This is a genomic window from Curvibacter sp. EU05-FHT14A10 (assembly GCF_058791075.1).
Genome location: NZ_JBYTDE010000003.1, coordinates 547,371 through 567,540 on the forward strand (window position 1 = coordinate 547,371; position 20,170 = coordinate 567,540).

General features: G+C 63.0%; 19 protein-coding genes. 10 read left to right on the forward strand and 9 right to left on the reverse strand.

Features of this window, described 5'->3' with window-relative positions:
* Window positions 1-20: 20 nt before the first annotated feature.
* The 3 genes from folD to AC3WUT_RS08525 form a co-directional block, all read right to left on the reverse strand.
* Window positions 21-878: a bifunctional methylenetetrahydrofolate dehydrogenase/methenyltetrahydrofolate cyclohydrolase FolD gene (folD, locus tag AC3WUT_RS08515; protein ID WP_492346638.1), complete on the reverse strand. Its 858-nt coding sequence runs from the start codon at window positions 876-878 to the stop codon at window positions 21-23.
* Window positions 879-965: 87 nt separating this feature from the next.
* Window positions 966-1,592, reverse strand: coding sequence for a response regulator transcription factor (locus AC3WUT_RS08520; protein ID WP_019576848.1), 627 nt, complete (start codon window positions 1,590-1,592; stop codon window positions 966-968).
* Between the two features lie 3 nt (window positions 1,593-1,595).
* Complete coding sequence (locus AC3WUT_RS08525) at window positions 1,596-4,139, reverse strand: PAS domain S-box protein (protein WP_492346639.1); 2,544 nt, start codon at window positions 4,137-4,139, stop codon at window positions 1,596-1,598.
* A gap of 166 nt (window positions 4,140-4,305) precedes the next feature.
* Here AC3WUT_RS08525 and aceE point away from each other — a divergent pair, with 166 nt between their 5' ends.
* The 6 genes from aceE (at window position 4,306) to AC3WUT_RS08555 (ending at window position 12,036) form a co-directional block, all read left to right on the forward strand.
* A complete protein-coding gene (gene aceE / locus AC3WUT_RS08530; protein WP_492346640.1) occupies window positions 4,306-7,020 on the forward strand; it encodes a pyruvate dehydrogenase (acetyl-transferring), homodimeric type in 2,715 nt (904 codons plus the stop codon).
* A gap of 19 nt (window positions 7,021-7,039) precedes the next feature.
* Window positions 7,040-8,716, forward strand: coding sequence for a dihydrolipoyllysine-residue acetyltransferase (gene aceF / locus AC3WUT_RS08535; protein WP_492346641.1), 1,677 nt, complete (start codon window positions 7,040-7,042; stop codon window positions 8,714-8,716).
* An 85-nt stretch (window positions 8,717-8,801) separates the two neighbouring features.
* Window positions 8,802-9,392: an MFS transporter gene (locus AC3WUT_RS08540; protein WP_492346642.1), complete on the forward strand. Its 591-nt coding sequence runs from the start codon at window positions 8,802-8,804 to the stop codon at window positions 9,390-9,392.
* Window positions 9,389-11,200 carry a dihydrolipoyl dehydrogenase gene (gene lpdA / locus AC3WUT_RS08545; protein ID WP_492346643.1) on the forward strand — a complete coding sequence of 604 codons (1,812 nt, stop codon included), beginning with the start codon at window positions 9,389-9,391 and terminating at the stop codon, window positions 11,198-11,200. Before AC3WUT_RS08540 ends, lpdA begins: the two co-directional genes overlap by 4 nt.
* Before the next feature lie 240 nt (window positions 11,201-11,440).
* Window positions 11,441-11,746, forward strand: a complete 306-nt coding sequence (locus AC3WUT_RS08550) for a type II toxin-antitoxin system RelE/ParE family toxin (protein ID WP_492346671.1) — start codon at window positions 11,441-11,443, stop codon at window positions 11,744-11,746.
* Window positions 11,743-12,036, forward strand: coding sequence for a helix-turn-helix domain-containing protein (locus AC3WUT_RS08555; RefSeq protein WP_492346644.1), 294 nt, complete (start codon window positions 11,743-11,745; stop codon window positions 12,034-12,036). The genes AC3WUT_RS08550 and AC3WUT_RS08555 overlap by 4 nt, the downstream gene beginning before the upstream one ends.
* A gap of 114 nt (window positions 12,037-12,150) precedes the next feature.
* Here AC3WUT_RS08555 and AC3WUT_RS08560 read toward each other — a convergent pair whose 3' ends face one another.
* The 3 genes from AC3WUT_RS08560 to AC3WUT_RS08570 all read right to left on the reverse strand — a co-directional run bounded on the left by AC3WUT_RS08560 (window position 12,151) and on the right by AC3WUT_RS08570 (window position 13,751).
* Window positions 12,151-12,570 (reverse strand): toxin-antitoxin system HicB family antitoxin, encoded by a 420-nt coding sequence (locus AC3WUT_RS08560; RefSeq protein WP_492346645.1) that lies wholly within the window; start codon window positions 12,568-12,570, stop codon window positions 12,151-12,153.
* A complete protein-coding gene (locus AC3WUT_RS08565) occupies window positions 12,567-12,815 on the reverse strand; it encodes a hypothetical protein (protein WP_492346646.1) in 249 nt (82 codons plus the stop codon). The genes AC3WUT_RS08560 and AC3WUT_RS08565 overlap by 4 nt, the downstream gene beginning before the upstream one ends.
* A gap of 90 nt (window positions 12,816-12,905) precedes the next feature.
* Window positions 12,906-13,751 (reverse strand): sterol desaturase family protein, encoded by an 846-nt coding sequence (locus tag AC3WUT_RS08570; protein ID WP_492346672.1) that lies wholly within the window; start codon window positions 13,749-13,751, stop codon window positions 12,906-12,908.
* Window positions 13,752-13,891: 140 nt separating this feature from the next.
* On the opposite strand from AC3WUT_RS08570, the gene AC3WUT_RS08575 reads away from it, so the two are divergent.
* Window positions 13,892-14,803, forward strand: coding sequence for a LysR family transcriptional regulator (locus tag AC3WUT_RS08575; protein ID WP_492346647.1), 912 nt, complete (start codon window positions 13,892-13,894; stop codon window positions 14,801-14,803).
* Here the strand turns inward: AC3WUT_RS08575 and AC3WUT_RS08580 are convergent.
* Window positions 14,792-15,271 (reverse strand): EVE domain-containing protein, encoded by a 480-nt coding sequence (locus AC3WUT_RS08580; protein ID WP_492346648.1) that lies wholly within the window; start codon window positions 15,269-15,271, stop codon window positions 14,792-14,794. The genes AC3WUT_RS08575 and AC3WUT_RS08580 overlap by 12 nt on opposite strands.
* Window positions 15,272-15,398: 127 nt before the next feature.
* Here AC3WUT_RS08580 and AC3WUT_RS08585 point away from each other — a divergent pair, with 127 nt between their 5' ends.
* Window positions 15,399-15,980, forward strand: a complete 582-nt coding sequence (locus AC3WUT_RS08585) for an NADPH-dependent FMN reductase (RefSeq protein ID WP_492346649.1) — start codon at window positions 15,399-15,401, stop codon at window positions 15,978-15,980.
* Between the two features lie 51 nt (window positions 15,981-16,031).
* Here the strand turns inward: AC3WUT_RS08585 and AC3WUT_RS08590 are convergent, their stop codons facing one another.
* Entirely contained in the window at window positions 16,032-16,502 is a 471-nt protein-coding gene (locus AC3WUT_RS08590) for a GNAT family N-acetyltransferase (RefSeq protein WP_492346650.1), read from the reverse strand.
* Window positions 16,499-16,978, reverse strand: coding sequence for an OsmC family protein (locus tag AC3WUT_RS08595; RefSeq protein WP_492346651.1), 480 nt, complete (start codon window positions 16,976-16,978; stop codon window positions 16,499-16,501). The genes AC3WUT_RS08590 and AC3WUT_RS08595 overlap by 4 nt, the downstream gene beginning before the upstream one ends.
* Window positions 16,979-17,358: 380 nt before the next feature.
* Here AC3WUT_RS08595 and AC3WUT_RS08600 point away from each other — a divergent pair, with 380 nt between their 5' ends.
* Entirely contained in the window at window positions 17,359-18,042 is a 684-nt protein-coding gene (locus AC3WUT_RS08600; protein WP_492346673.1) for a response regulator transcription factor, read from the forward strand.
* Window positions 18,043-18,052: 10 nt separating this feature from the next.
* Window positions 18,053-20,017, forward strand: coding sequence for a sensor histidine kinase (locus tag AC3WUT_RS08605; protein WP_492346652.1), 1,965 nt, complete (start codon window positions 18,053-18,055; stop codon window positions 20,015-20,017).
* Window positions 20,018-20,170: the final 153 nt, after the last annotated feature.

The window sequence follows — 20,170 nt, forward strand, 5'->3', positions numbered from 1 at the left end:
TGGCGCCGAAAGGGCTGGCTTCAAGCCCCAGAGGCCGCACGTTCAGCGGCTTCGAGGGTGTTGACGAGAAGCATGGTGATGGTCATGGGGCCCACGCCGCCGGGCACGGGGGTGATGTGGCTGGCGATTTCGCGCACGCCGTCGAAGTCGACGTCGCCGCACAGCTTGCCTTCGTCATTGCGGTTCATGCCCACGTCGAGCACGACGGCACCGGGCTTGACCATGTCGGCGGTGAGCACGTTGCGCTTGCCCACGGCAGCCACGATCACGTCGGCCTGCAGGGTCTGGGCCTTCAGGTCGCGGGTGGCGCTGTGGCAGATGGTGACGGTGGCGTTCTTCTGCAGCAGCATCAGGGCCATGGGCTTGCCCACGATGTTGCTGCGCCCGATCACCACGGCGTGCTTGCCCTTGAGGTCGTAGCCGATGGATTCGAGCATCTTCATGCAGCCGTAGGGGGTGCAGGGCCAGAAGCCGGGCATGCCGGTCATCAGGGCACCGGCGCTGGCGATGTGAAAACCGTCCACGTCTTTCAGGGGCGAGATGGCTTCGATCACCTTCTGGGCGTCGATGTGCGCGGGCAGCGGCAGTTGCACCAGGATGCCGTGGATGCTGGGGTCGTTGTTCAGGGCCTCGACGCGGGCCAGCAGGTCGGCCTCGCTCATGTCGGCTTCGTATTTCTCGAGCACCGAGTGCAGGCCGCTGTCCTGGCAGGCCTTGACCTTGTTGCGCACATACACCTGGCTGGCCGGGTTGTCACCCACCAGCACCACGGCCAGGCCGGGGGTGACGCCCTGGGCCTTGAGGGCAGAGGCGCGTTCGGCCACCTGGGCGCGCAGTTGCTTGGAGAGGGCGTTGCCGTCGATGAGTTGTGCGGTCATGTTTTCGGATTCTCAAGTAAAAACGCCCGCTGGAAGCAATCAGGCGGGCGAAGTTGGCTATGACGTTGATAGCAAAAATGGGGGTGATCAGGCTTTCGGGGCGTTTTGTCCCAGCGCGATCTTCAGCAGGTCGGCCACGGTGTTGGCATTGAGCTTTTCCATGATGTTGGCGCGGTGGGCCTCGACCGTCTTGATGCTGATGCCCAGGTCGTCGGCGATCTGCTTGTTCAGGCGGCCGGCGACGATGCGCTCCAGCACCTGGGCTTCGCGCGAGGTCAGCTTGGACAGCAGGGCGTCGCGGCTGGCAGCCTGCTGGTACTCGCTGAAGGCGCCCTTGGCGTGTTCGAGCATGCGCTCGACCAGGCCCAGCAATTCTTCTTCCTTGAAGGGCTTCTGGATGAAATCCATGGCGCCCTTTTTCATGGTGTTGACAGCCATGGGCACGTCGCCGTGGCCGGTGATGAAGACGATGGGCAGGGGGGAGCGGCGCTCCAGCAGGCGGTCTTGCAGTTCGAGACCGGTCATGCCGCCCATGCGGATGTCGACGATCAGGCAGGCGACCTCACGCGGGTCGTAGCGGCTCAGAAAGGCTTCAGCGGATTCGAAGCAGCGAACCCGGTAATCCTTGCCTTCGAGCAACCATTGCAGGGAATCACGGACGGCTTCGTCATCGTCAACAACGTAAACAGTGCCCTTCTTTGGAATCAAACTCATGCGTTACCCCGGGATCCTTGTCTGTTCAGCAGAACGTGCAGCGCCCTCAATGGGCTGTTGGGCCACAGGTAACCAGAAGGAAAACCGGCAACCTGTGATGTCGGCGCCATTGTAGAGGTTCTCAGCCTCCATCCGGCCGCTGTGCGACTCGATGATGGAGCGGCACAGATTGAGGCCGATGCCCATGCCTTCGGCCTTGGTCGAGAAGAAGGCTTCGTACAGGCGCTCCAGCACCTCGGGGGCCAGGCCCTGCCCGGTATCGACCACCGAGAATTCGACCGCGTTCTGGCCATCGACCTGGCGCGGTACCACGCGCAACTCCACACTGCGGCGCGGGGAGGGGCGGTCGGCGGCGTCGATGGACTCGGAGGCGTTCTTCATCAGGTTGACCAATACCTGCTCGATCAGGATGGGGTCGACCAGCAGGCGTGGCAAGCGGGCGGCCACGTAGTAGCTCAGGCGCACGTTGCGCCGGCGCAGTTCGATTTCGGCCAGTTCGACCGCCTCGCTGACCATGCCGCCAATGTCCGACAGGGTGCGGTTGGGTTCGCTGCGCTTCACGAAAGATCGGATGCGCTGGATGATCTGGCCAGCCCGCTGTGCCTGCTTGGAGGTCTTTTCCAGCGCGGCCAGCAAGGCTTCTTCGGTGATCTGCTGGTCTTTGATGCGCGAGACCATGCCATTGCAGTAGTTGTTGATGGCGGTCAGCGGCTGGTTGAGCTCGTGCGCCACGCTGGAGGCCATTTCACCCATGGTGATCAGGCGGCTGGCGTTTTGCGCCCGCTCGGCCTGGGCTGCAGCCTGTTCCTCGGCCTGGCGGCGGGGGGTGATGTCGGTGGCGATCACCATCTGGGCCAGGCGGCCGTCCACCCAGTTCAGGTAGCGTGAACGCACTTCCAGCCATTTGCCCAGCTCGGGCACGAAGATTTCGGCGTTTTCGGCCTGAGCCGTGGTGAGCGATTCGGTGGGCAGGCCGGCCAGGCCGTCCACGTCATCGAGCGATTGCTCCTGCGACTGGCTGGTGGGCACGCCAGCCTGGACCACCAGCTGCAGGTGGCCACCCGTGTGGGCGCCAAACCACAGTCGGTAAAGCTTGTTGGCAAACAGCAGCTCTTCGCTGCCCAGCGGCGCGACGGACACCGAGGCGTCGAGCGCCTCCAGCACGATGGTGAAGCGCTCGTATGAGGCCGAGAGCTGCTCCCGGATGCGGTTGGGTTCGGTGATGTCGGTCATCGACGTCATCCAGCCGGTCTGGTGGCCATGGGCGTCGATCAGGGGCGACACATACAGGCGCGCATCGAACAGGGCGCCGCTCTTGCGCTTGACCTTGACCTGGAAGCCGCCCTGGATGGTCTTGCCTGACAGTTCGTCGCGCAGGCGCGCAGCCAGTGCGGCGTGGTCCTCTTCGGGCCAGTAAGAGAAGGGCGGGGTCTGGCCGACCAGCTCCTGGGCTGTCCAGCCCGTCATCTGGCAGAACGCGGCGTTCACATAGCTGACCTTGCCGTCCATGTCCATGGCCCGCATGCCGGTGAGGATCGAGTTTTCCATGGCGCGGCGGAAATTGGTCTCGGCCACCAGGGCCTCTTGTGTGCGCACGCGTCGGCGTGTGTGGCGCCAGTTGGCGATCAGCATCCAGGCCGTCATCACGCTGAGCACGCCCACCAGCCAGAACTGCCCGCTGCCGATCAGGCCCAGCGAGGTGCGGTAACCCTGGGCACGCAGCAGCAGGCTGTTGCCGATGGGAGACACGGGCACCTCGAATTCATTGGCCTTGACCGTCCAGGGCAGCAGGCGGCTGGCTTTGCTGTGCGGGGGCAGCACGGCCCCAGCCAGCAACTGGCCCTTGGCATCGATCAGAGAGACCGCGTATTTGGCCAGCACCTCGGTGGGGGCGCCATAACGCAGCAGGCCGTCGACCGAGTATTCCGCAGCCACCACACCGGTAAAGCGACCCTGTTCATTGAGGGGCACGTGCAGCTGCAGCTGGGCTGACTCCTCATTGCCCACCGGTTGAGAGTAGACCGGCTGCTGCAGGTCCTTGGTCAGGCCATAGGTCTCGTCGGTCTCGCCGGCGCGCAGGGTGTCGCCTGGGTTCAGCAGCCGCGAGCCCGGCACGGTGGGGGCCGCGCGAGAGGCGCGCACCCGCCGTTTGTCGTCGATCCAGCTCAGGGTCTGCAGCTCGGGGTATTGGTTGATCAGGTTGTCGGCGCGGGCGTTGAAGTCGTTGCGGTTGAGCTCGCGGTTGGAGACGTCGCGGGCCAGGCGCATCAGTTGCTCCTGTCGCTCCAGCAGGCGCAGGCGCAGGCGCTGCTGGGCGTATTCCACATCTCGTTTCACGGCTTCGTGCTCGCGCTCGATTTCCTCGGCCCTCAGGTACCAGAATGCAGAACCGATGGCTGCCAAAAACATCACCACGGCCACCAGCGGGGCCAGCATGGCAAAGCGGTCCTGCCGGTTGGGGGATTGTTGACCCCACCAATGGCGGATCCAGGCGACAGTGCGCAGTTTGCCGGCGCTGGACGGCACGGCGGAATCAGACGGTTGCATGCCCTCAAGTGTAGGGGAGGGGGCTCAAGTGTCAGGTCATGTATCGGAGGTGGAAAACATGTAAGTTCATAATGCGAAATCGAAGGTCATCATTTGAAATTTGAATTTTTTGTGAGACACTCGCCCCGTCAAAATCATGACGCAACCCCTTTAGCAGGAGACAAGCATGTCAGCCCAACCCGAGCACGTGCCCGGCATTGCTGCCAACCCGGCACAAGACCTGGACAACCAAGAAACCCGTGAGTGGATGGACGCACTGTCCGCCGTGATCGAAGCTGAGGGCCCAGAGCGCGCCCACTTCCTGCTTGAGCAATTGCTCGAACATGCGCGTGAGCACAGCATCGACATGCCGTTTTCGGCCACCACCGGTTATGTCAACACCCTCGAGCCCGACCAGGAAGAGCGCTGCCCTGGCAACATCGAAATCGAAGAACGTCTGCGCGCCTACATGCGCTGGAACGCCATGGCCATGGTGGTCAAGGCCAACCGCCACCACCCGGTGGATGGCGGTGATCTGGGCGGCCACATCGGCTCGTTCGCCTCGCTGGCCCACATGTTTGGCGCCGGCTTTAACCATTTCTGGCACGCCGAGAGCGAAAACCATGGCGGTGACTGCCTCTACATCCAGGGTCACGTGTCGCCTGGCGTTTACGCCCGCGCCTACCTGGAAGGCCGCCTGACCGAAGAGCAACTGCTGCATTTCCGCCAGGAAGTGGACGGCAAGGGCCTGTCGAGCTACCCCCACCCCAAGCTGATGCCCGAGTTCTGGCAGTTCCCGACCGTCTCGATGGGCCTGGGCCCGCTGATGGCGATCTACCAAGCCCGGTTCCTGAAGTACCTGCATGCCCGCGGCATTGCCAACACCGAAAACCGCAAGGTGTGGGTGTTCTGTGGCGACGGCGAGATGGACGAAGTGGAATCGCTGGGCGCGATCGGTCTGGCGGCGCGCGAAAAGCTCGACAACCTGATCTTCGTGGTCAACTGCAACCTGCAGCGCCTGGACGGCCCGGTGCGCGGCAACGGCAAGATCGTGCAAGAGCTCGAAGGCGAGTTCCGCGGTGCTGGCTGGAACGTGATCAAGCTGCTGTGGGGCTCTGACTGGGATCCGCTGCTGGCCCGCGACAAGGACGGCGCGCTGCGCAAGGTCATGATGGAAACCCTGGACGGCGACTACCAGTCGTTCAAGGCCAACGACGGCGCCTATGTGCGCAAGCATTTCTTCGGCCGCGATCCGCGCACCCTCGAAATGGTGTCGAAGATGAGCGACGAGCAGATCTGGGCGCTGCGCCGCGGCGGCCACGATCCACAGAAGGTGTATGCCGCCTACGCCGCCGCCACCAAGCACAAGGGCCAGCCCACCGTGCTGCTGATCAAGACCGTCAAGGGCTTTGGCATGGGCAAGGCCGGTGAAGGCAAAAACAACGTTCACCAGACCAAGAAGCTGACCGACGAAGACATCAAGATCTTCCGCGACCGCTTCAACATCCCGATTTCGGACAGCGACCTGCCGAGCATCCCGTTCTACAAGCCGGCCGACGACACCCCGGAAATGCAGTACCTGCACGAGCGCCGCAAGGCCCTGGGGGGTTACCTGCCGCACCGCCGCACCAAGGCCGACGAGCAGTTCACCGTGCCCTCGCTGGAGGTGTTCAAGTCGGTGATGGAGCCCACGGCCGAAGGCCGCGAGATCTCCACCACCCAGGCTTATGTGCGTTTTCTGACCCAGTTGCTGCGTGACCAGGCCCTGGGCCCGCGCGTGGTGCCGATTCTGGTGGACGAAGCCCGTACCTTCGGTATGGAAGGCTTGTTCCGTCAGGTGGGCATCTACAACCCGGCAGGTCAGCAGTACACCCCGGTCGACAAGGACCAGGTGATGTACTACCGCGAAGACAAGGCCGGTCAGATCCTGCAAGAGGGCATCAACGAGGCCGGCGGCATGAGCAGCTGGATTGCTGCGGCCACCAGCTACAGCACCAGCAACCGCATCATGGTGCCGTTCTACGTGTACTACTCGATGTTCGGCTTCCAGCGCATTGGCGATCTGGCCTGGGCGGCTGGCGACATGCAGGCCCGCGGCTTCTTGCTGGGCGGCACCTCGGGCCGCACCACGCTGAACGGCGAAGGCTTGCAGCACGAAGATGGTCACAGCCACATCCTGGCCGGCACCATCCCGAACTGTGTCAGCTACGACCCGACCTTTGCACACGAAGTGGGCGTGATCCTGCACCATGGCTTGAAGCGCATGGTTGAAAAGCAGGACAATGTCTTCTATTACCTGACCCTGCTGAACGAAAACTACGCCATGCCCGGCCTGACGCCCGGCACCGAAGAGCAGATCATCAAGGGCATGTACCTGTGCAAGGAAGGCGCCAAGCTGACCCCGCGCGTGCAATTGCTGGGTTCGGGCACCATCCTGCGTGAAAGCATTGCTGCGCAAGAGCTGCTGGAGAAGGACTGGGGCGTGGCCGCCAACGTCTGGAGCTGCCCGAGCTTCAACGAATTGACCCGCGACGGTCAGGAAGCCGAGCGCTTCAACCTGCTGCACCCGCTGGAAACCCCGCGTGTGCCGTTCGTGGCCCAGCAACTCGGCGCCCACAATGGCCCGGTGGTGGCTTCGACCGACTACATGAAGGCTTACGCCGAGCAGATCCGCCCCTTCATCCCCAAGGGCCGCACCTACAAGGTGCTGGGCACCGACGGTTTTGGTCGCAGCGACTTCCGCAGCAAGCTGCGCGAGCACTTCGAGATCAACCGCCATTACATTGTGGTGGCTGCACTGAAGGCGCTGAGCGAAGAAGGCACCGTGCCCGTGGCCAAGGTGGCCGAGGCCATTGCCAAGTACGGCATCCAGGCCGACAAGATCAACCCGCTGTACGCCTGATACGGCCAGGAGACACAACATGGCATTGGTAGATATCAAGGTCCCCGACATCGGTGATTTCGACGAAGTGGGCGTCATCGAGCTGTTGGTCAAGGTGGGCGACACGGTCAAGGCCGAGCAGTCGCTGATCACCGTCGAATCCGACAAGGCCTCGATGGAAATCCCCTCGTCGCATGCCGGCGTGGTGAAGGAAATCAAGGTCAAGCTCGGTGACAAGGTCTCCGAAGGCTCGGTGGTGGTGGCGCTGGAGGTGGCGGGTGCCGCCGAAGCCCCGGCTGCAGCACCCGCCGCGCCGGCTGCTGCGGCGCCGGCCCCTGCCGCACCCGCTCCGGTGGCGGCCCCAGTAGCGGCCCCTGTGGCGGCCCCGGCCGCTGCGGCCGGCCAGGTCAATGTGATGGTGCCCGACATCGGCGACTTCAAGGACGTGGCCGTGATCGAACTGCTGGTCAAGCCCGGCGACACCGTGAAGGCCGAGCAATCGCTGATCACGGTCGAATCCGACAAGGCTTCGATGGAGATCCCCTCGTCGCATGCCGGCGTGCTCAAGGAGCTCAAGGTCAAGATCGGCGACAAGGTCAACATCGGTGACCTGATCGCCGTGCTGGAAGGCGCCGTTGGCGCTGCGGCCCCTGCCGCCGCACCGGCACCGGCCGCCGCTCCCGCCGCAGCTGCTGCCCCGGTAGCTGCTGCTGTGGCTGCCGTGGCCGCCGCACCCGCTGCCCTGGCCGTGCCGGCCCACCAGCCGGGCACGCCTTCGGCTGCGCTGCCGCATGCTTCGCCCTCGGTGCGCAAGTTCGCCCGTGAACTGGGTGTGCCGCTCGAAGAGGTCAAGGGCACGGGCCTGAAGGGCCGCATCACTCCGGCCGACGTGCAGTCCTTCACCAAGGCTGTGATGGCCGGTGCGGTGCAGACCAAGGCACAGGCCGCCAAGGCTCCGGCTTCGACCGGTGGTGGTGGCTCTGAGTTGGGCCTGATCCCCTGGCCCAAGGTCGACTTCGCCAAGTTCGGCCCGATCGAGCGCAAGGAACTGGGTCGCATCAAGAAGATCAGCGGCGCCAACCTGCTGCGCAACGCCATCATGATCCCGGCCGTCACCAACCATGACGATGCCGACATCACCGACCTCGAAGCCTTCCGCGTCTCCACCAACAAGGAGAACGAGAAGAGCGGCGTCAAGGTGACCATGCTGGCCTTCCTGATCAAGGCCTCGGTGGCTGCGCTCAAGAAGTTCCCCGAGTTCAACAGCAGCCTCGACGGCGACTCGCTGGTCTACAAGCAGTACTACCACATCGGTTTTGCCGCCGACACCCCGAACGGCCTGGTCGTTCCGGTGATCAAGGACGCCGACAAGAAGGGCGTGCTGCAGATCAGCCAGGAAATGGGCGAACTGGCCAAGAAGGCCCGTGATGGCAAGCTGGGCCCGGCCGACATGAGCGGTGCCACCTTCACCATCTCCAGCCTGGGCGGCATTGGTGGGCGTTACTTCACGCCCATCATCAATGCGCCTGAGGTGGCGATCCTGGGCGTGTGCAAGAGCCAGATCGAACCCAAGTGGGACGGCAAGGCCTTCCAGCCGCGCCTGATGCTGCCGCTGTCGCTGACCTGGGATCACCGCGTGATCGACGGGGCGGCTGCCGCGCGCTTCAACGCCTTCCTGGGTCAGATCCTGGCCGACTTCCGTCGCGTCCTGCTGTGACGGCACGGCACCCCACGCTCGCTGTGGTGTGGGCTGGCGGCGCCCGGCAGGCCGGCGTGTGCCCGATGGGGCAGGGGGCCTGCGCATGACGACCGTGGTCGTCGTGCGCAAGGGGGGGCAGGTGGCCATTGCGGCCGATACCCTGGTCACCTTTGGCGATACCCGGCTGTCGCAGCGCTTTGAAGAGAATGAAAAGCTCTTCAAGGTCGATGCGATGGGCGGCCCCAGCTACATCGGCATGGCCGGCACCGTGGCGCATTTCCCGGTGCTGCGCAAGGCGCTGAATGCCTTGCCCAAGGATCAGTTGCGTCTGGGCAGCCGCGACGAGGTGTTTGACACCTTCACGCGACTGCACCCGCTGCTGAAAGAAACCTTCTTTCTGCAGACCAAGGAAGACGACAACGACCCCTACGAGTCCAGCCAGTTCAGCGTGCTGATTGCCAACGCAAGCGGCATCTATGGCTTGTACAGCTACCGCGAGGTGTTCGAGTTCAAAGAGTTTTGGGGCATCGGCTCCGGACGCAGCTTTGCCCTCGGCGCCATGCATGCCACCTACGCCCGGGCCAAGACCGCCCGCGAGGTGGCCGAGGCCGGCCTGGCCGCCAGTTGCGAATTCGACCGCAACTCGGCCGCGCCCATCAACATCTTCACGATCAAATTGAAAGGTTCCATATGAGCCTGATAGACATCAAGGTCCCCGACATCGGTGACTTTTCCGAAGTGGCCATCATCGAACTGCTGGTCAAGCCCGGCGACACGGTCAAGGCTGAACAATCGTTGATCACGGTCGAGTCCGACAAGGCCTCGATGGAGATCCCCTCGTCGCACGCCGGCGTGGTGAAGGAACTCAAGGTCAAGCTCGGCGACAAGGTGGCCGAGGGTTCGGTGATCCTGTCGCTCGAAGTGGCAGGCGCTGCCGCTGCAGCGCCTGCTGCCGCGGCCCCGGCACCCGCTGCCGCGGCCCCTGTGCCGGTGGCTGCCGCCCCGGCCCCGGTGGCCGCAGCGCCCACGGGCAGCAACGACATCGATTGCGACGTGATCGTGATCGGTGGCGGCCCCGGTGGCTACTCGGCCGCCTTCCGCGCGGCCGACCTGGGCCTCAAGGTGGTGCTGGTCGAGCGCTATGCCACCCTGGGTGGCGTGTGCCTGAACGTGGGCTGCATCCCCTCCAAGGCGCTGCTGCACGTGGCGGCGGTGATGGACGAGGTCAGCCACATGGCCGATCTGGGCGTCGATTTCGGGGCCCCCACGGTCAACATCGACAAGCTGCGCGGCCACAAGGAAAAGGTCATCGGCAAGCTGACCGGCGGTCTGGCCGCCATGGCCAAGATGCGCAAGGTGACGGTGGTGCGGGGCTACGGCAACTTCATCAGCAGCCACCAGCTGCAGGTGGAAGAAACCAGCGGCGAAGCCCAGGTGCGCACGGGCAAGGCCCAGACCATCGGCTTCCAGCGCGCCATCATCGCGGCCGGCTCGCAAGCCGTGCGCCTGCCCTTCATGCCTGACGATCCGCGTGTGGTCGACAGCACCGGCGCACTGGCGCTCAAGGAAGTGCCCAAGCGCATGCTGATCCTGGGTGGCGGCATCATCGGCCTCGAAATGGGCACGGTGTACAGCACCCTGGGCGCGCGCCTGGACGTGGTCGAAATGATGGACGGCCTGATGCAGGGCGCTGACCGCGATCTGGTCAAGGTCTGGCAGAAGATGAACGCCCACCGCTTCGACAACATCATGCTCAAGACCAAGACGGTGTCGGCCAAGGCCACGCCCGAAGGCATCGAGGTGACGTTTGCCGCGGCCGAAGAAGGCGGCACGGCGCCCGCACCGCAGACCTACGACCTGGTGCTGCAGGCCGTGGGCCGCACGCCCAACGGCAAGAAGATCAGCGCCGACAAGGCCGGCGTGGCCGTGACCGACCGGGGCTTCATCAACGTCGACATCCAGATGCGCACCAACGTGCCGCACATCTTCGCCATCGGCGACATCGTGGGCCAGCCCATGCTGGCGCACAAGGCGGTGCATGAGGCGCACGTGGCAGCCGAGGTGATTGCCGGCGAACTCAAGGGCGACAAGGAACTGGCCAGCGCCGCCTTCAATGCCCGCGTGATCCCCAGCGTGGCCTACACCGACCCCGAAGTGGCCTGGGTGGGCCTGACCGAAGACCAGGCCAAGGCCCAGGGCATCAAGGTCAAGAAGGGCCTGTTCCCCTGGAGCGCCTCGGGCCGTGCGATTGCCAACGGCCGCGACGAAGGCTTCACCAAGCTGCTGTTCGACGCCGAGACCCACCGCATCCTGGGTGGCGGCATGGTGGGCACGCACGCTGGCGACATGATCGGCGAGGTGGCCCTGGCCATCGAGATGGGCGCCGACGAGATCGACATCGGCAAGACCATCCACCCGCACCCCACGTTGGGCGAAAGCATCGGCCTGTGCGCCGAAGCCGCCCACGGCAGCTGCACTGACCTGCCGCCAGCGCGCAAGTAAGGGGCAGGGGCCTGATGGCCCCGCCCCGCTTCGCCCTTCCACCCTGACCGTCAGGGCGGGATGCGGCCTGGGCTCTGGCAGCCGTGCAGCCCTGCGTCTGAAAATGCCTCCTAAGCCTCATGCGACGTTTCGTCCCATGAGGCTTTTTCATTGGGGTTCTGACGCAGGTCTTCTGGCACAGGTGTTGACCGCGACCTCAAAAAATACCCAAAAAAATATAATTTGAGCGCTTGGACCGTTGTGATTCACCCGTTGGCAGAGCCCGAATTGGGAGCGTTACCTGCGGACATGAAGGCCCGCTTCCTGCGGATTGCCGAGTTGCTGGAGGACCTGGGGCACCAGCAAGTCGGCTTGCCGCACGTGCGGCCGCTTGAAAACAAACGGTGGGAAATGCGGCTGCGGGGGCGCGATGGCATTTCTCGGGCCGTCGATGCCGCGATCAGCGGGCAAAGATTGATCGTGCTGCACGTGTTTGTGAAGAAGACCCAGGCCACACCCCGAAAAGCGATTGAGATGGCCTTGGACAGATCAGAGGCGGTGATATGAAAAGCTTGAAAGATTTCAAACCCAGCCTGCTCGCTGAGGCAGAAGCTCAAGCCGAGTACGACAGATTGGCCGATGAGTTCGAAATGGCGCGAGAACTCATCGCGGCTCGTCATCGTGCAGGCCTGACCCAGGCCGAGGTGGCCCAGCGCATGGGCACAAGCCAAAGCACGATTGCCAGGTTGGAGAGTGGCGGGCGCCAGCCTTCGATGCAAACAGTACAACGCTACGCCAAAGCTTTGGGGTATCGAGCTGTGATCAAGTTGGAGCTGCCCCAGGGCAGTGGTGCCTGAGCCCGCAGTGGTGTGTGCAACGTGGGCTCGTCCGAGCCTGGCACCGCAAGGTACCACCCATGATCCAAGGCGGTGGCTTTTTTCATGAACTTATGGTGCGTTAAGCCGGCTCGGTCAGGGGGTGAGGTCGACAGCGCTGCGTCGCCCCAGGCCTTCGGCGATCAGGGTGAGGACCAGGGTGTTCAGCGACACCCCCTCGGTTTTGGCACGTGCGGTCAGTTGGCGGTGCATGGATTTGGGCACGCGGGTCAGCAATCGGCCTGATGCGGCAACCGGCGCAAAATCCTGGATCTTGAACTGTGGCGCCGGAATCGGGAGCCCTTGGTCCACAAGGGCGCTCACAACCGCCAGGAAAGCCTCGCGTCCGTCGGCAATGGCTTCCATCTCGGTGTCACCATCCGCCAGCAGGCCGGGAAAATCGGGCATGCTGAACTGATAGCCGCCGCCATCCTCCGCTGCGATGGGGCCCAGCACATGGCTGTAGGCCTCAAAAGGGAAAGGGGGCTGCACGGAGGGGATTCGCACGGGGCTCATGATGAAGACGATGTCTGGAGCTGATCGATCAATGTGACCAACCTCTTGATGTAGAGGGGTTTGATGGGGCGCCGAGCCAGTATGGTCAGGTGCTCGGCCAGCAGCGGGTGAGAGAAAACACAGTGGCTACCACCATTGTTTCTGACTTCCAAGCCATGGTGCCGGGCCAGGCGCAGCACGTTTGGCATGGACCAATCGTTCGGATTGCGCCGCATGGCACTCAGCAGTTTGGCTGCGGTGTTCATTTTGCCATGATATTGCCCAAGATATCATGATCGGGGGCCGCTGCCGTCCCCCATGAGGCAAGTCGTCGGCTTGAACAGGTAGCTTCCAGCTCAAGCTTGTTTGCTCGCCAAGTCGCCCCTTTCCTCATAAGCCTTGCCACCCGCCCTCAGCGCGCTGTGCGCCCGCTGGCTTTGCAGCACCGGGTAGAACATCTGGTGCTGCCACTTTTCCTCACCAAACAGCCGGTCGTCGATCAGGCCCACCTGGGCAGGGTAGCGGCGGGTGATGTGGGCGGAACCAAACAGCACGTCCCAGAAGAACAGCAGGTTGCCGAAATTGCCCTTGTAGTGGCCGATGCCGTCTTCGTTGGTGATGGCATGGTGGGCCCAGTGCGTGGCCGGGGTGGAGACGGTGCGCTCCAGCAACCACGCTAGCGGGTGCAGGGCGCGGATGCGGTACAGCGGCTCGTCCCAGCGCCAGGCGCAATGGGCGCCCAGGATCACCAGCAGCTTCACGATCATGTAGCTGGCATAGACCATGCCCCCCACGCCCAGGTACAGCAGGGCGCCGCCAATCCACAGGCCCGGCATCATCAGGTAGTAGAAAAAGTTGTTGCGGTAGGTGATGCGGATGCTCATGTAGCTGGCCGAGTGATGGGCCCGGTGCAGGGGCCACATCAGGGGCGAGTGCGACAGGCGGTGCCACCAGTACTGGGTCATGTCGTCGCCGACCAGCAGCAGGCCCACCATGGCCCAGGCGGGCAGGTCGGCCAGTCGGTTGTGCCAGTTGGGGGCCAGCCAGGCGCCCAGCTTGGCGGTGGCCAGCAAGGCCAGGGGCTGGGTGATGGCCAGCAGGCTCAGGAACATCAGCAGTTCCAGCTTGGTGTCGTTGGCATTGGCGGTCACCGTGCGTTGGTAGCGTCGGGTGATGAACTCCATCAGCGCGAAGCCGATCATGAAGCACAGGATCAGGGTGTTCTGGAACTGGTTGGCAGTCACGGGCAAGTCTCCATTCGTTTTTTTGCGAATGTAAGACGGGTGTTTTAATGTGTCTATTGCATTGTCTGCATCATCATGATGTGATTGCTGCATTGACCATGATCAACCTGAACCAATACCGTCATGTGCTGGCCTTGGCCGAGGAGCGCCATTTCGCGCGTGCGGCGGCGCGGGTGCACCTGAGCCAGCCAGCCTTCAGCCGCAGCATCCAGGCCATCGAGGCCCAGCTGGGCCTGCGGTTGTTCGAGCGCCAGCCCGGGGAGGTGCGACCGACACCGGCCGGTGCCTTTTTGCTGGAGCGTGCGCGCCGTCTGTTGTTTGAGGCCCGCTGCCTGGAGCGTGACCTGGCCCTCTACCTCGAACACCAACTCGGGGATGTGGCCTTTGGCATGGGGCCCATGCCCAATGTGACCCTGGGGCCCCACGTGGTGGCCGAGGTTCGCCAGGTCTATCCCCAGATCAGGATGCGCTTGGAGATCAACAACTGGGCTTTGCTGCTGGAGCGCTTGCGGCTGGAGCAGATCGAGTTCTTTGTGGCCGAGGTGCGCGACCTGCCGACCGACCCGGCCTTGCAGGTCGAGCCGTTGATGCGGCAGGCCGGGCGTTTCTATGTGCGGGCCGAGCACCCCCTGGGCCCGGGGACGCATCGCCTGGCCGAGGTCTGGCCCTACGGCGTCGGGACCACCCGCCTGCCCGAAGCACTCAAGACCGTGCTGGCCAAGCTGGGAGGTGGCGACGCACTGACCCAGCCTGCGCTGGAGTGCGATGACCCCAGGCTGTTGCACCAGATCGGCCTGGGCACGGACACCGTGATTGCCACCACCGAATTGGCGGTGGCCGACTTGGTGGCGCAAGGTCTGCTGCGTGCGTTGGAGCTGCCCGAACTGCCGGTGGTGTACGCCGACATGGGCATCGTGCGCCTGCGCCATCGCACGCCGGCCCCGATGGCCTTGAAGGTGATCGAACTGTTTCAGCGCTTTGCGCTGGAGGGGCAAGGCTCAGGCGCCTGACAGCAGGCGGCTTTCGATGAACGCCCATTGTTCAGGCGTGACTTCGGTGATGGACAGGCGATTGCCTCGCTGCAACACCGTCATCTCGGCCAGTTCGGGCTGGGCACGCAACTCACCCAGGCCGACCACCCGGGTCTTGCGCAAGGCCTGCACATCCAGCAGCAGCCAGCGTGGTGCCGTGGGCGGCGATTTGGGATCGAAGTAGGGCGAGGTGGCGTCGAATTGGGTGGGGTCGGGGCGCACGCCCGAGGCCACCCGGGCCAGACCCGCGATGCCGGGCTCGGCGCAGCTCGAGTGGTAGAACAGCACGCCGTCACCGATTTGCATCTGGTCACGCATGAAGTTGCGGGCCTGGTAGTTGCGTACCCCGGTCCAGGGCACGGTGGCCTCTGGGGCGGCCAGGGCGTCGTCGATCGAGCATTCTTCGGGCTCGGATTTCATCAACCAATAACGGGGGGCAGGGTTCATGGGCGGGATTCTGATCAACGTTAGTTTTGTCTGACAGACGGCGGACGACGGGGGCTGCACAATGGCGCAGCCTGGTGCATATGCACTGTCTGGCATTGTCGCCAATCCCCGCCTTGGAGCCTTGTTCATGTCCACCCCATCTCCGCGTCTTCTGATCATTTCCGGCAGCGCCCGCCAGGGTTCGCTGAATCGCCGACTGGCCCATGCCGTGGCGCTGGGTGCCACCCAGGCCGGCTTTGTGCCCCATGAACTGGATCTGCGGGCCCTGGACCTGCCCCTGTACGACGGTGACGCCGAGGCCGCCTCCGGCGTGCCCGCCGGGGCCACGGCCCTGCAGCAGGCCTTGCTCGACAGCGACGCCTTGGTGGTGGTCACGCCCGAGTACAACGGGTTCCCGACGCCCTTGTTCATCAACGCCTTCGACTGGCTGTCGCGCCTGCCCACGGGTGTCGCGGCCACGGCCAACAAGCCCACGGCGCTGCTGTCGGCCTCGCCCGGCCCCATGGGGGGCTTGCGAGCGCTCAACTACGTGCGCCAGTATCTGCAGATGAACTTTGCATCACTGGTGGTGCCGCAGCAGTACGCGCTGGGGCGTGCAGCCGAGGCCTTCACGGCCGAGGGTGCCCTGAGCGACGACAAGACCCGTCAGGCCGTGCAGGGGGTGCTGGAGGCCTTGAGCCGCCTGACCCGTGCCGTGCAGCGCGACTGAGCGCGCCTCTTTGGCTCGTTGCTTCAGCCTGGCTTCTTCGGCCCGGTCTCTTCAGCCGGGCAGTGGGTGGTCGTAGCGGATGAAGCCCCGGTGTTCGGCCACCCGGTCATACAGGCGGCGTGCCCGCAGGTTGTCCGACTGGGTCAGCCAGTACAGGCGTTGCGCGCCGCCGTGCTGCGCCGCCGTGGCCACGGCCTCGATCAGCGCGGCTGCCGTGCCTTGTCCGCGGTGGGCTTCCGACACGTACAGATCTTGCAGGTAGCAGACCCGGGGTGCCCAGGTGCTGGTGTGGAACAGGTAGTGGGTGATGCCCACCAATTGCCCCTGCACGCGGGCGCCCAGGCCCTGCACACCGTCGCCGGCCAGCAAGCGCTCCCAGGCCCGCTGGTACTCGGCGTCTCGGGTGGGGGTCTGGTAGAACGCCTTGTAGGCCTGTGCCAGCGGCAGCCAGTCGGTCCGGTCGCCGGCCTGCAAGGGCGCAATGACGATGCCTCCGCTGTTCGTGGTGCTGCCGGTGTTCATGGCGCCTCCATGGCAAAGCTGGGTTCGCACTCGATGCGGGTGCGCACTGAGTTGGCCAGAAAGCAGGCCTCGTGGGCCCGGTGGTGCAAGGCCTGCAGGGCCGCCTGATCGCGCTCGACGCCCGCTGCCAGGCGTACCACCGGCCGCAAAGTCACCTCGGTCATCACTTGCCGGCCTTGGGCATCGGCGGCCATCACGCCGCTGGCCTCGTCGTCATACGACACGATGTCCCAGCCGGCCCGTGCCGCCAGGTCCAAAAACCACAGCATGTGGCAGCTGGACAAGGCCGCCACAAAGGCCTCCTCAGGGTCGACCGCCGCTGGATCGGACCAAGGCAGCGGCACAACATGGGGCGATGACGAGGCCGGTACGCTCACACCGCCATCAAAGTGCCATTGGTGGCGCCGGCTGTAGCGCCGCTGGCTGAAGCTGCTGCCATCGAGTTGCCAGCGCACGCTGGCGGTGTAATGGGCCATGGGGTTTCCGTTTCGCTCTGATTGGTGAAATGATCCCCCAGTCTATTTTGATCATGATCCATTCAAGGAGCCAATTGACCATGAATCAGGGGAGCCATCGGGGGCCAACCCGCCGGCAGCAGGTGTACGAGCAATTGCGCCTGGCCATCGAGAATGGCGCTCTGGCGGCGGGCAGTCGGTGGCCAGCGCGAGTACCCAGGTGTGGCGCCAAAGCGCAGCAGCGAACCCTGCTGTCCCCAATTTTGGGGACGGTGTCTGAGAGCAGGCGGGTTGATAATCCTGACGCTACGGTGCGATAGAGAAAAATACCCCTGCTGGGCCTTGGCAACTCCATTTGTGCATCTGCCATGCTGATTCCCCCGGCTCCCACCATTGCCACCATGCCAACCCCACCGCCTTCTGCCCAAATTCGGGTTGCCCTTGTTGAGGACGATGTCGAGGTTCAAAACGCCATCGTGAGGGCCGTTGAGGCCTCAGTCGACCTGCTCATGGTCAGCATTGCCAGCACCCGATCTGAAGGGTTGCATGCCTTGCAAGGTCTTGCCGCAGATGTCTTGCTGGTGGACTTGGGACTGCCCGATGGATCGGGCCTGGATGTGATTGAGGCCGCCCGACACTTGTGGCCCTCCTGCGCCGTGATGGTGTGCACCACCTTTGCCGACGAAGCCCATGTCATGAAGTCGCTGGAGGCCGGCGCCTCAGGCTATTTGCTCAAAGACGGAGAGGCGGGCGATATGCTGCGTGAAATCCGGAGTCTCCATGCGGGCGGTAGCCCCATCAACCCATTGATCGCCCGCAAGATATTGACGCACTTTCGCACGCAGCCCGCTGTCAAAGCGCACGAGCCCATGCTCCGCCCGGACCCCATGCACTCGGTGCTCTCCGCGCGCGAAACGGAGGTGTTGGAGTTGATCACCAAAGGGTTCACGGCCGATGAGATCGCCAAGGTCATGCAGGTGTCCACGCACACGGTACAAACCTATGTGCGCCGCATTTATGCCAAGCTGAAGGTCAACTCCAAGGCTGAAGCCATCTACGAAGCCCGATACCAGGGCTTGGTATGACCACGCCTTGATGCCCATGACGCAGGTGCATCGCTCCAGGTGGCACGGCCGCAACGACAGTTTGGGATCCCATGGCCGCCGACTGATTGCCGTGTTCTGTGCATTGGCCTGGATTCTCATGCTGGCGGGATGCGAGCAAACCGCCAGCGAGACACATGCAACTCAATGGCATGAGGCGCAATTCCTGTCGGTGCCTGGTCGAGGCTACAGCCGGCCCCCCGCGCAATTGGCACCTGAGTTTTTGACCCAGAAAGGCTGGAAAAGCGTTTCGCTGCCCAGTACTTTCAAGCGCGAAGTGCTGCCCCCTGCGGAACAAGTTGGGCAAACCCTGACCGACTGGTATCGACTGGATTTGAGTCATTTCAATGCAAAGCAAGAGCCCCAATACCTCTACATCCCGCGTTGGAAGACCATTGGCCAGTTGGCGGTCTATTCGGACAACCGCCTGCTGTATGCGTCTCAGGGCAGCATGACGCTGAATGGCTATAACCATCCACTTCTGATACCGCTCAATGCCGCTGTTGACGAGCCACCGCCTAAGACAGTCACGCTGCGCATAGACCATTTGCGAAACACCGGCAGCGCTCTTTCCACGGTCTGGGTCGGCTCGGTGGAGGCTCTGGCCTGGCGCTACCAGATGCGCCAACTGGTGCAGACCCAATTGCCATTCATCGGTAGCGGTGCTTTTTTGGCGGTAGGTTTTTTTGCATTGGCCATCTGGATCAAAATGCGTCGCGATTCGCTGTATTTGATTTTCTTTGCAACATCCATGATGGCGTTTTTACGCATGCTGCACTACCACGTGGGTGGCGGATTCCTGCTTCTCTCTGATGAGTGGTTTGAATGGATCAAGACCTGTTCTCTGATTTGGTTGGTGATCTTTTGTCATTGCATGATGGAGCGCCTTCACCAGAATCCCATGCGTAACATGACTCGATTCCTGGTTTGGAGCGCTTTGCTTTGGAGCGGTGTTTCTACTCCCGGACTGGGCATCCTGCCAACGCTGACACTGCTAACACCCGTCGTCAACATCTTGATGGTCCCAATTGCCGCACTCATTTTCTATGATGCGCTGCGCAAAGGGTTTCGTCAGAGCTCACATGAAACATGGCTTGTGGCGGGCTGGTTGTTATTCGCGACGCTGTGTTGCATCTACGATTTATTGTTGCAAACCAATTGGGTGAGTCCCGAGGGGATATATACCAATCCGTATGCCATTGTGGGTGTGTTTGGTATTGCCCTGTACATCATGTATGGCCGTTATATTGGTGCCATGGAGAATATAGAAAAAGCCAATCTGCACCTGGCTCAGCGTCTGTCGATTCGAGAAGCGGAGTTGACCGCTAGCCATGCGCGTTTGCGCGACATCGAGAAAATCCAGATGCTCAGCGAGGAACGTCAGCGCTTGACACAAGACATGCATGATGGACTGGGCTCTTCGTTGGTCACCGCATTGCGTGCGGTGGAGGGCGGAGGCATGACGCAGGCCTTGCTCGGCGACATCCTCAAAGCATGCATCGACGATTTGAAACTGACGATTGATTCGATGGAGCCCGTCGAAGCAGACCTTCTCTTGCTGCTGGCAACCTTTCGATTTCGCTTGGGTCCAAGGCTCAAAGCGGCGGGTGTACGGCTCAATTGGGAGGTTCAGGAGATACCCAGGTTGTCATGGTTGAATCCACGCAGCGGTTTGCATATCCTGCGCATCTTTCAAGAGGCATTCGCCAACATTCTCAAACACACTCGTGCCACCGAGGTCCATGTACGCACAGGGCTGCAGTGGCCGCATGTGGTGGTTTCGATTCAAGACAATGGGGCTGGGTTTGATTATGAAGCTGTCCGTTTGAGCCCCAAAGGTCGTGGCTTGAACAACCAAATGCGCCGGGCCCAAGCCATCAATGGGAGCGTTCAATGGACCTCTGGGCCAGAAGGAACGCAATTCAAGTTGTTGTTGCCCATTGTCGTCGCCCCGTAGTGGGTTTGCAAAACCTCTCAAGTCCGCGTGAAAAATGGACCCAACCCTGAGAGATTCCAACCCCTCAGGCCGTCCTCCGGAGTTCGACACGTTTTGCCTCATTTGGCCTGTTTTAGGCACCCTGGCCTATATGAATCAACGGCTTATCTGCTG